This is a genomic window from uncultured Oribacterium sp., assembly GCF_902481605.1.
GTDB classification, from domain to species: domain Bacteria; phylum Bacillota; class Clostridia; order Lachnospirales; family Lachnospiraceae; genus Oribacterium; species Oribacterium sinus.
Genome location: NZ_CABSXI010000013.1, coordinates 37886 through 48502 on the forward strand (window position 1 = coordinate 37886; position 10617 = coordinate 48502).

A 10617-nucleotide genomic window follows, 5' to 3' on the forward strand; every position below is an offset into this window, starting at 1 on the left:
TACCTCCATAAAAAAACGACTGTGCTTACAAGGAGAGGTCGCACAGTTTTGTTACGACACTCGTTTAGCATCATAATACTTAGCCAGTATGCTGTATATCTATATATTTTTTTCAAATATTTTTGTTTATTTATGCGGAATTTGAATAAATAATATTTTGAACTATCCAAAACTTTACGCTATAGAAGCTAAAAATCTCTATACAGAACAAGGCTTCTATGCTATTATTCCTATTGTTTTACTAGGAATTAAAAAACTTCTTAGTTTAATTTTTAGAATATTTATTTATCGGTTTTCGATATAAAAGTGACGAAAAAAACATGAAAATTCTTTAAAAAGGAGTCAATATGTGGTTTATTTTATCATTAATTTCTATCTTTTTCTGGTCCGGTTCGGATTTCTTTTCCAAGCTGGGATCCCCTGCCAAGGATAAAGACAGTCATTTAAAAATGCTTATGGTGGTGGGATTGGTTATGGGTGCCCACGCCACCAGTCAGGTTTTGTTTCAAGGTGTAAGCTTTACCAAGGAAATTCTCATTGCTTATTTGCCGGTTTCCTTCCTTTACATTTCCTCCATGCTTTTGGGTTATATAGGATTGCGCTATATTGAGCTTTCCGTCTCTTCCCCCATCTGCAATACCTCCGGTGCGGTGGCGGCTCTGCTTTCCTTTATCTTTCTAAAGCAGGTCTTGGCACTACCCCAGCTTTTTGCCATTCTTTTGATTCTTTTCGCCATTTACCTGCTTTCCTATCTACAAAAAAAGCGTGAGGATGCGGAACGAAAAAAGATGCAGAAAAAGGTGGAGGATAAATATGTAAACAGCTTTATCGCCATTTTCTTCCCCATCTTTTACTGCATCATTGACGGACTGGGCACATTTTTAGACGCGGTGGTTCTGGAAAAAATTCCGGAAGCCTCTGCAAATGTAGCCTACGAGTACACCTTCTGTACCCTGGCCGTCTGCCTTTTCTTCTATTTGGTTTTTGTCAAAAAGACCAAGTTCAGCCTTCCTACGGAAGGGCCGAAATTTTTAGGTGCCATCTGTGAAACAATAGGCCAGTTCACCTATATCTATGCCATTGGGGCAAATGCTGTTGCCTCCGCACCCCTGATTTCCAGCTACTGCCTCTTCTCCGTAATCTGGGCCAGAATCTTCCTAAAAGAAAAGCTCAGCAAAGCCCAGTATTTTGCCGTTGGACTGGCGGTTTTGGGAATCTTGATTTTGGGCTTCTTTGAAGAAGGCTAGAATCGCAAGATATAGAGAGCTTTTCTTACAGCATCCGGCAGTTCTTCATCAGCTTCTCAATTTCCGTTCCTTTTACACGCTTCAGGGCTGTCTTCAGTACAATATCCTGAATAAATCCAAGATGTAAGTCCGTAATTTTCTTTCCGTCTCGAAGGGCAACGGTAGCATTTAACAGATCTCGAAGGTCGAACACGCTACCCCAGACCTCCGGAACGCCTCTATCCACATTTGCCAGGGTGTACACGGCCTCCATAGCTGTTCGAATAGAATACTCTGTAGTAAAAACGGTATCTCTGGGCGTTTCCGCAAAGTTTCCGATAAAAGCAAAGTTTACAGAGCCCTCCGGTACCACTAAAGGACGGTCTCCGGCTTCTCTGGGCTGGAAATAAGCGCTGGCAAAGGGCATCATCACCGGAACGGTATTGGCACTATGGGCTGCCAGTTCCGGAATTTCCTCCACCGGAACACCTAGGTGATAGAGCCATTCTTCACAGATTTCCTGTCCGGTACATTCCCGCATGGATTTCTTAATAAAATCTCCGGGCTTATCGGAAAACATACCGTAAAGCCATACCAGAACCTGTCCCTTCGGCTGATTTCTGTACTGGGGTTGACGATTAATGGTCCAGCTTAGAAGCCAAGAGGAATCCGTTACGGTTACAATACCGCCGGTGACAACTTTTCCGGAGAGAGGGTCTCTTTTGCAAATGTTTTTGATATAAGGAAGAATCTTCTCATCCAAGGTATTCACCGTTGCACTTACCCAGTTACTATCCTCAGGGTTTGTACAGAATTTGTCCGGTTTTCCGAAAGATGGATCCTGTGCCGCAATTTTTCTCCATAAGTCAAAGGAGCCTCCCGGATGAATCTCACTATCCATGCCTGTAGCTTCTGTCTGACTGCCATAAGTGGAATTTTCCACGTTACTTCCATTCGTATAGAAAAGCAAATCATTTTCCGTTAGGTCAATGCTTTCCTCTTTACCGTCTCGCAAAAGCTCAATCCGTTTTGCCTGCTTTTTTCCGGCAGAAATATCAAAAAGCACATTTGTCACGCTAACACCGTAGTGAAACGCAACCCCACGCTCCTCCAGATACTTCACCATCGGTAGTACCATAGACTCATACTGATTGTATCTGGTAAAACGTAATGCCTTAAAGTCCGGCAATCCCCCGATATGATGGATGAATCTTTGCATATAACGCTTCATTTCCAGAGCACTTTGATCATCCTTAAAGGCAAACATGGTCCGCCAATACATCCAGAAATTGGTCTTAAAGACTTCATCGTCAAAAATTTCCGTCATTTTCACATTGGCCAAATCTTCATCCGTTGTCATAAAAAGCTTCATGATTTCCATGCTTCCCTTGTCGGAAAGACCGAACTTATCGCCGGTTTTGGCATTTTCTCCCCGATTTTTGGTAGCACGGCATAAAGAATAATTTGGATCCTTTTTATTTAACCAGTAATACTCATCCAGAACGCTGACTCCCTCCGTCTCTATAGAGGGAATAGAATGAAACAGATCCCACATACATTCGAAATGGTTATCCATCTCTCTGCCGCCACGCATGACATAACCCGCAGAAATTTTATCCCCATCCAAAGCTCCGCCCGGATGAGATTCCTTTTCCAGAATATGAATTCTCTTCCCTTCCATCTGTGCATCCCGTACCAAAAAGCAGGCAGCTGCGAGAGAAGCTAAACCACTACCAATTAAATAGGCCGACTTGTTCTCAATCCCCTCCGGCTTTTCCGGACGGGCAAATGCCTCATAATTTCCGCTGGAATAATACATATCATACCTTCCTTTCTTAAAACTACCGTTTTCGTGTATACAATATATCTTACTCCTATAAAAATATGGAAACAATAAGAAGCTGTAAAAAATCAAAATAGTTTTCTAAGCAATATAGGTCTAAATTGCCGAAAATCTAATTATTATTATGATTTTTTACAGCCCCTATTTAAATCATTTTTCTTTAGCCCGGAAATGTACCTCACCATCCGGCAATGAGTTTTCTTTCTGAAGACATTTTAGTCCCAGTCGCACATAGAAAATTGTCTTGAGACTAGAAATTTTCCTCACCGTCCTGCAATGAGTTTTCATTCTGAAGACATTCTAGTCCCAGCCGAACATAGAAGATTTTTCTTTAGCCCGAAATACAGCTCACCGACCCGCAAGAAGTTTCTTTCTGAAGACAATCTGAGCCCATCAGTACTTGCTGAAAGCGAGTGAACGAAGCTTTCAGCTTAGTACTGCTATGAGGCGAGGTTAGTGAGAACGTGTCTGAAGAAAGAAACTTCATTGTAGGACGGTGACACTATTTCTACAGAAGAAACTCATTGCCGGACGGTGATACCACATTTATAACACCGACTTCATAGACGCCACATACTCTCCCAGTACTGCCTCTTCCTCCCCCGGATTCTCATGGATTTTTTTCATAATGGCGGATCCTACAATCACGCCGTCCGCATACTGTGCCACTTCCTTTGCCTGCTCCTTGGTGGAAATACCAAAACCGACAGCACAGGGAATGTCCGTGTGACTCTTCACCATTTTCGAAAGAGAAGACAGGTCCGTGGTGATTTCCTTTCGTTCTCCCGTAACCCCAAGGGATGACACGATATATAAAAATCCTTCCGCATCTTTCGCAATCTTTGCGATACGATCCTCGGAGGTGGGGGCAACCATGGAAATGAGGGCAATGCCGAAGTCCCTACAATCCTGCAAAAACTCTTCCCGCTCTTCATAGGGCACATCCGGAAGAATCAGTCCGGAAACCCCTGCTTCCTTGGCCTTTTCCATGAACTTTCTGCTGCCGTAGGAGAAAACCACATTGGCATAGGTCATATACACAAAGGGCACATCCACTTCCTGCCGAAGCTCCTTGGTCATTTGAAAAACCTGCTCTGTGGTGCATCCTCCTTGCAAGGCCCGAAGGTCCGCCTCCATAATCACCGGTCCCTCTGCGGTGGGGTCGGAGAAGGGAATCCCCAACTCAATCAGGTCCGCTCCATTTTCCACCATGCTCTTTACCAGCTTCTTGGTGCTTTCCAAATCCGGATCTCCACAGGTGATAAAGGGAATAAATGCCTTTCCCTTTGCAAATGCGTCTTTTATGCTTCTCATTCTACCAGGTCCTCCCCTCTAAAACGTGCTACGGAAACACAGTCCTTATCCCCTCTTCCGGAGATGCAGATAACAATGCTTTCCTCCTTACTCTTCTCCTTCGCCACCTTCATGCCATAGGAAATGGCATGGGCGGATTCAATGGCCGGGATGATTCCCTCCATTTTCGAAAGATACTCAAAGGCCTCTACCGCCTCCAAATCCGTTACCGGCACATACTTTGCCCGTCCGCTGTCATGGAGTGCTGCGTGCTCCGGTCCGATTCCGGGATAATCCAGTCCTGCGGAAATGGAGTATACCGGGGCAATCTGTCCAAATTCATCCTGACAGAAGTAGGACTTCATGCCGTGGAAAATGCCCAGCTTCCCTACCGCAATGGTGGCCGCAGTTTCCTCCGTATCCACCCCTCTTCCTGCCGCCTCACAGCCAATCAGCTCTACACCCTCATCCGGAATAAAATGATAGAAGGTTCCGATGGCATTGGAGCCGCCTCCCACGCAGGCCAATACTGCTGCAGGAAGCTTTCCTTCCCTTTCCAAAATCTCTTCTCGAATCTCCTTGGAAATCACCGCCTGAAAATCCCTGACCATGGCAGGGAAGGGGTGAGGTCCCATAACGGAACCGAGGCAGTAGTGGGTATCGGAAATTCTCTTCGTCCACTCTCTCATGGCCTCAGACACCGCATCCTTTAAGGTAGCAGTTCCGGTCTTTACGGAAACCACCTCCGCTCCTAAAAGACGCATCTTGTAAACATTTAAAGCCTGACGCTCAATGTCCTCCTGCCCCATGAAAACCACACATTCCATGCCGAAAAGGGCTGCTGCCGTTGCCGTTGCCACGCCGTGCTGTCCTGCTCCGGTTTCCGCAATCAATCTGGTCTTTCCCATACGCTTTGCCAGCAAGGCCTGCCCCAAAACATTGTTGATTTTGTGGGCTCCGGTATGGTTTAAGTCCTCTCTCTTTAAGTAAATCCTGGCGCCTCCAAGATCCTTCGTCATCTTTTCCGCATAATACAGACGGGAGGGCCGTCCTGCATAGTCATTTAAGTAACGGCTTAACTCCTTCTGAAATGCAGGATCCGCCTTAGTCTCTGTATAGGCCTTATCCAATTCTTCTATTGCCTGCATCAGGGTTTCCGGAATGTACTGTCCTCCGTGAATCCCAAAACGTCCGATTTTCTCTGCCATACTACTCCTTTCTTTTACCAAGCGAATAAAACTCTCCATTTTCTCCGGGCTTTTCCGGCTTCCCTCTTCTCCCTGCTCCTCGATTCCGGAGCTGACATCCAGCCCATAGGGGGAAAATGCTTTGATTTTCTCTACTACATTTTCCGGGGAAAGTCCTCCTGCCAAGATATAGGGACGATGAATCTTTTGTAAAAGCCCTGACTCCGCCTCTTTTCCTTCCCCCTTACCTCCGTCCAGAAGAATCAGATCCGCCGGGGAAGCATTTGCCCGTTCTATATCCTTTTCTTCCTTTAAGATAAAGGCCTGCCAGAGAAAGGGCTTTATACCAAGCTTTGCCATCTCCTGCTTAAGTTTCAAGACGTATGCTTCCTCTTCTTCCCCATGGAGCTGAACCCCTTGGATAATCCCCTCCTGCAAAAGTTCCAAAATCTTCGGAATCTCTTCCTCTACAAAGACTCCCACCGCCGGAATGGAAGGATTCAATTTTTCCCTAAGACGCCTTGCCTGCTCCTTATCCACATAGCGTTTGCTTTTCTTATAGAAGACAAAACCCACATAATCTATGGGAAGCTGCTGCAAATGCTGAATTTCCTCTTCCTTTGTGATACCGCAGTACTTGACGACCATGCCAACTCCTTTCAGTACTTGACCTTCACGCCAACTCCTTTCAGCCCTCGATGCTTGACGATCATGCCCCTTCCTTTCCTGCCCTAGCTTTGGGAGGCCTTTCTATACTCTTCCAAGAAGGCCAATGCCTTTCCGCTGCTGATGGCTTCCTCTGCCAGTCGAATGCCTTCTTCAATGCTTTCCGCCTTTCCGGCGATAAAGAGGGCTGCTCCCGCATTTAACAAAAGAGCCGTTTTCTTGCTGCCCTGGATTTCATTGCCCAAAAGTCCCTTGGTAATTGCTGCATTTTCCGCTGCATCTCCCCCCACAAGCTCCTCTTTCTTTCCTCTTTCCAAATGGAAGTCCTCCGGAGCAATCTCAAAGATTCGGCTTTGTCCATCCCTTAATTCGCACACCAAGGTCTTGTCGGAAACGGAAATTTCATCCATGCCGTCCTCTCCGTAGACCACCAACGCCCGCTTTACCCCTAAGTGATGCAGCACTGCCGCCATCGGCTCTAATAGTCTTTCCTGATATACCCCAAGAAGCATGGCATCCGGCTTTGCAGGGTTGGTCAGGGGTCCAAGGATATTGAAAATGGTCCGAAAGCCCAATTCCTTACGGATAGCGCCCACATACTTCATGGCGGTATGGTAGTGCTGGGCAAAGAGGAAGCAAAGGCCGGTATTTCTCAGTATTTCCTCCGCCTTTTCCTTGTCCTGCACAATGTTAATGCCCAGGGCTTCCTGACAATCCGCGGTGCCGGACTTGGAGGAGGCTGCCCGATTTCCATGCTTAGCCACCTTTACCCCTAAAGAAGCTACCACCAAAGCGGAGGTGGTGGAAATGTTGTAGCTGTTGCTGTGGTCACCACCGGTTCCTACGATTTCTAAAACCTCCATACCCTCATGCTTTACCTCTGTGGCGTGCTCCCGCATCGCCTTGGCAAATGCGGTAATTTCCGTGATATTTTCTTCCTCCCGCTTTCTGCAGGCCAGAGCCGTAAGAAAGGCGGTATTTTGCACCGGAGAGCTTTTCCCGTCCAGAATTTCATTCATGCTTTCGTAACTTTCCTGAAAGCTTAAATCCTCTCCCAACACCAGTTTTTTGATACATTCTTGCAGCATACCCGCTCCTTTCTCTCCCTTACTTCTGTTCCTTTGAAATCCTCTTTTTTGGCAAAAACCGTCTGTTCTACGCAGGCTAGCTATTCTACTTCTCTACATAAGACTCCTTTTTTGTAGATTATTTCTTATTTCAATAGGCTCCGTAATTCCTGAAGTTTTTCCTTCTTGCTCTCTGCCCGCATCAGGCTTTCTCCAATCAGAACCCCATCTACCCCGGCTTCCTCTAAAAGCCTTAGTTCTTCCGCCTTGGACATTCCGCTTTCCGCCACGAAGAGCTGTCCCTTTGGTACCAAATTTCTTAGGGATAGGCTGTTTTCCAGATTTACGGAAAAGGTCTTTAGATTTCTGTTGTTGACTCCGATAATCTCCGCTCCCACAGAAAGGGCACAGCGGATTTCTTCCTCATCATGGCATTCCACCAAGGCATCCAGTCCCAGCTTTCCGGCTATGCTTAGAAATTCCTTCAGTTCCCTTTCTCCAAGAAGAGAAACAATCAGGAGAATAGCTTTCGCTCCTAAAAGCTTGGCCTGATAGATTTGGTAGGGGTCAATCAGAAAATCCTTCCGAAGCACCGGTACCGAAACAGCTTGTGCGATTTCTTGTAAATATTGATCCTTCCCCAGAAAATACTTAGGCTCCGTCAAGCAGGAAATGGCGTCAATGCCGGCAGCTTCATAGTCCTTTGCAATCTGTAAATAGGGAAAATCCTCTGCGATAATGCCCTTGGAGGGAGAAGCTTTCTTCACCTCTCCGATAATGGATAAGCCCTTCTTGGCTAAGGCCTGGTAAAAGCTTTTGCCTTCGGTTTCCGAAGATTTTAGGCTTGATGCATCATTTTCCTGAACTTCATTCTTTAAAGCAGCTTTCCTTAAGGCCTCCCGCTCCTCCAAAAGCCTTTCCAGCTCCATAAACGAAAGCAGCTTTTTCTCCTCTTCCACAGCCTTTCTTCTTTCCCTTGCAATTTCTTCTAAAATGCTCATTTGCTTCTGCCCTTATGCTCCCTTACAAATCCTTGCAAAGTTTTCTAAAATCTTCGCTCCGTCCTTGGTCATGATACTTTCCGGATGGAACTGTACGCCGTAAACCTTCCGCTCCCTGTCTTCCACCGCCATCACTTCCTCCTGCTTGGTTTTTCCGGTAATCCTAAGCTCTGTGCCCTCCAGACTTTCCTCCTCGGCAATGAGGCTATGGTAGCGAGCCACCTTCATTTTCCGGCCAAGACCTTTAAAAAGCTCCGAGTCTTCCACAATGTCCACCTCGGACTGTCTGCCGTGCATGGGTTTTATGGCGTGGCTTACGGTACCCCCATAGACCTGACAGATGGCCTGTTCTCCAAGACAAACCCCAAGAATAGGGATTTTTCCCCGAAGAGAACGAATGACTTGGGGGCAAATGCCGGAATTTTCCGGTCTGCCCGGTCCGGGAGAAAGAACGATTCCTGCCGGCTTCATGGCCTCGATTTCTTCCACCGTTTTCCCGTCATTTCGAATCACTTCCACCCTCTCGTATTGGGACAGCATCTGATATAGGTTAAAGGTAAAGCTGTCATAGTTATCAATTAAAAGAATCATTCTGCCTCCTCCCCTCTTCGAATGGCTTCTACCATGGCCTGCGCCTTATTCTTACACTCCTCAAATTCCTTTTCCTCGGAGGAGTCCACCACGATGCCTGCGCCGGAGCGAATCCCCACCTTTCCATTTTTCTTGTAGGCAAAGCGGATCGCAATACAGAGGTCCAGATTTCCGTTGAAATCAATGTATCCGATTCCTCCCCCGTAGATGCCCCGGCGGTTTTGCTCTATATCGTCAATCAGCTGCATGGCCCGAATCTTCGGTGCTCCGCTTAGGGTTCCGGCAGGAAGCACGGCGGAAACGCAGTCCAGCGCGTCATAGCCTTCCTTAAGCTCTCCCATTACGGTGGAACCGATATGCATCACATGGGAATAACGCTGAATCTCGTGGTACTTTTCCACCTTCACAGTGCCTACCTTGGCGATTTTCCCGATATCGTTTCTGCCTAAATCCACCAGCATATCGTGCTCGGAAACTTCCTTTTCATCCTGTAAAAGCTCCATGGCGATGCGCTTGTCCTCTTCCTCTGTTCCTCCCCTCTTTCTGGTTCCTGCCAGAGGGAAGGTCTGCAAAACGCCCTCCTCAAGCTTCACCAGCGTTTCCGGGCTGGCTCCTGCCAGCTCCAAGTCCTTACTGGAAAAGTAGAAAAGGTAGGGGGAGGGATTTAAGCAACGAAGGTGCCTATAGCTTTCCAAAAGACTTCCCTCATAGTCCGCTTCCAGCCTGTTGGAGAGGACGATTTGGAAAATGTCTCCATCCTTCAAATGTCTCTTGGCCTTCTTCACCATTTGCATATATTCTTCCTTGCTGTGGAGGAGGCGGAAGTCGCTTAGGCATCTGCCGGGCTCTTCCTTCTTCTGCTCTCCGCTCTTTAAGAGCCTGTGCATATTTTCCAATTCCAAAACCGCTCTCTTATATCCCGCCTCGCCCTCGGAAAGGGACATATTCACAATCAGGAAAATCTTTTGCAGAAAGTGGTCAAAACAGATTACCTTGTCAAAGAGCATCAGGTCCAAATCCTGGAAGTCCTCCTCATCCTTTCCTGAAAAATGAAGGCTGTTCTCCTCATACTGGATAAAGTCATAAGCGAAGTATCCAACCAGTCCTCCGGTAAAGGAAGGGGCCCCGGGTACTTTGGGCGCCTTGTGCTCTTGAAGGATTTGCCGGATTAGAGCCTTGGGATCCTTGGTGGGAAGCTTTAAGCCGGAGCTTTCTACGATTCCATTTTTACAGGAAATGCTTTGCTTCGGATCATAGCCCAGAAAGGTATATCTCCCCCATTTTTCTCTGTCCTCCATGGACTCCAGTAAAAAGACATTTTGCGAAATATTTTTCAAAATGGACAATGCGGTAATGGGAGTAATGAAATCTGAAAAAATCTCCTTCATGACGGGAAGCAGGCGAAGGCTTTCATCCTTCCGGTAGGCTTCCATTTCCACAAGACTTGGTCTAATCATCATTTTCTTCCTTTCTCTACGCTCTGCATGGGGAGTATTTTTTTAAATAAAAAAACCCCAGCAGAATAAAAATTCTGCTAGGGACGAAAATTAAAGTTCGCGGTGCCACCCTAGTTCACGATTCACTCGTGCTCTTAGCAAGGTACTAACATACCTCCGGAAACTAACGCATTCCTACGCGTCATGGAATACTCGGATTGCTCCTTTGACCATGCCCTCAGTGGTCCATTTGCTAAGCTGTGTTCTGCCCGGCTCTCACCTTCCCGGACTCTCTGTGAGCTCATAC

8 protein-coding genes and 1 pseudogene are annotated in these 10617 nt (G+C 46.7%); 1 reads left to right on the top strand and 8 read right to left on the bottom strand.

The genetic code is table 11. The features are described 5' to 3' along the window. The first annotated feature begins 347 nt into the window (after nucleotides 1-347). A complete protein-coding gene (locus tag RDQ32_RS03915) occupies nucleotides 348-1247 on the top strand; it encodes an EamA family transporter (RefSeq protein ID WP_308579199.1) in 900 nt (299 codons plus the stop codon). Between the two features lie 25 nt (nucleotides 1248-1272). Here RDQ32_RS03915 and RDQ32_RS03920 read toward each other — a convergent pair whose 3' ends face one another. From RDQ32_RS03920 to RDQ32_RS03955, 8 genes and pseudogenes are all read right to left on the bottom strand, one after another. Next, on the bottom strand, nucleotides 1273-3045 hold the full coding sequence (locus tag RDQ32_RS03920) for an oleate hydratase (protein ID WP_308579200.1): 1773 nt from the start codon (nucleotides 3043-3045) through the stop codon (nucleotides 1273-1275). 570 nt (nucleotides 3046-3615) lie between these two features. Continuing rightward, a complete protein-coding gene (gene trpA / locus RDQ32_RS03925; protein ID WP_308579201.1) occupies nucleotides 3616-4383 on the bottom strand; it encodes a tryptophan synthase subunit alpha in 768 nt (255 codons plus the stop codon). Continuing rightward, nucleotides 4380-5570, bottom strand: a complete 1191-nt coding sequence (gene trpB / locus RDQ32_RS03930) for a tryptophan synthase subunit beta (protein WP_308579205.1) — start codon at nucleotides 5568-5570, stop codon at nucleotides 4380-4382. The genes trpA and trpB overlap by 4 nt, the downstream gene beginning before the upstream one ends. Before the next feature lie 39 nt (nucleotides 5571-5609). After that, nucleotides 5610-6197: pseudogene (locus RDQ32_RS11140) on the bottom strand (phosphoribosylanthranilate isomerase); the annotation flags it as partial. 83 nt (nucleotides 6198-6280) lie between these two features. Beyond that, nucleotides 6281-7303 carry an anthranilate phosphoribosyltransferase gene (gene trpD, locus RDQ32_RS03940; RefSeq protein WP_308579202.1) on the bottom strand — a complete coding sequence of 341 codons (1023 nt, stop codon included), beginning with the start codon at nucleotides 7301-7303 and terminating at the stop codon, nucleotides 6281-6283. Nucleotides 7304-7428: 125 nt separating this feature from the next. Next, nucleotides 7429-8283 (bottom strand): indole-3-glycerol phosphate synthase TrpC, encoded by an 855-nt coding sequence (gene trpC / locus RDQ32_RS03945; protein WP_308579203.1) that lies wholly within the window; start codon nucleotides 8281-8283, stop codon nucleotides 7429-7431. Between the two features lie 12 nt (nucleotides 8284-8295). Beyond that, nucleotides 8296-8874 (bottom strand): aminodeoxychorismate/anthranilate synthase component II, encoded by a 579-nt coding sequence (locus tag RDQ32_RS03950; protein ID WP_007156979.1) that lies wholly within the window; start codon nucleotides 8872-8874, stop codon nucleotides 8296-8298. Next, nucleotides 8871-10334: an anthranilate synthase component I family protein gene (locus RDQ32_RS03955; RefSeq protein ID WP_308579204.1), complete on the bottom strand. Its 1464-nt coding sequence runs from the start codon at nucleotides 10332-10334 to the stop codon at nucleotides 8871-8873. The genes RDQ32_RS03950 and RDQ32_RS03955 overlap by 4 nt, the downstream gene beginning before the upstream one ends. Between the last annotated feature and the right edge of the window lie 283 nt (nucleotides 10335-10617).

Bases quoted from the DNA above. Each gene is read 5' to 3' on its own strand.
- trpA (WP_308579201.1), bottom strand. From the start codon at position 4,383: ATGAGAAGCATAAAAGACGCATTTGCAAAGGGAAAGGCATTTATTCCC.
- trpD (WP_308579202.1), bottom strand. From the start codon at position 7,303: ATGCTGCAAGAATGTATCAAAAAACTGGTGTTGGGAGAGGATTTAAGC.
- RDQ32_RS03920 (WP_308579200.1), bottom strand. From the start codon at position 3,045: ATGTATTATTCCAGCGGAAATTATGAGGCATTTGCCCGTCCGGAAAAG.
- RDQ32_RS03955 (WP_308579204.1), bottom strand. From the start codon at position 10,334: ATGATGATTAGACCAAGTCTTGTGGAAATGGAAGCCTACCGGAAGGAT.
- RDQ32_RS03950 (WP_007156979.1), bottom strand. From the start codon at position 8,874: ATGATTCTTTTAATTGATAACTATGACAGCTTTACCTTTAACCTATAT.
- trpB (WP_308579205.1), bottom strand. From the start codon at position 5,570: ATGGCAGAGAAAATCGGACGTTTTGGGATTCACGGAGGACAGTACATT.
- RDQ32_RS03915 (WP_308579199.1), top strand. From the start codon at position 348: ATGTGGTTTATTTTATCATTAATTTCTATCTTTTTCTGGTCCGGTTCG.
- trpC (WP_308579203.1), bottom strand. From the start codon at position 8,283: ATGAGCATTTTAGAAGAAATTGCAAGGGAAAGAAGAAAGGCTGTGGAA.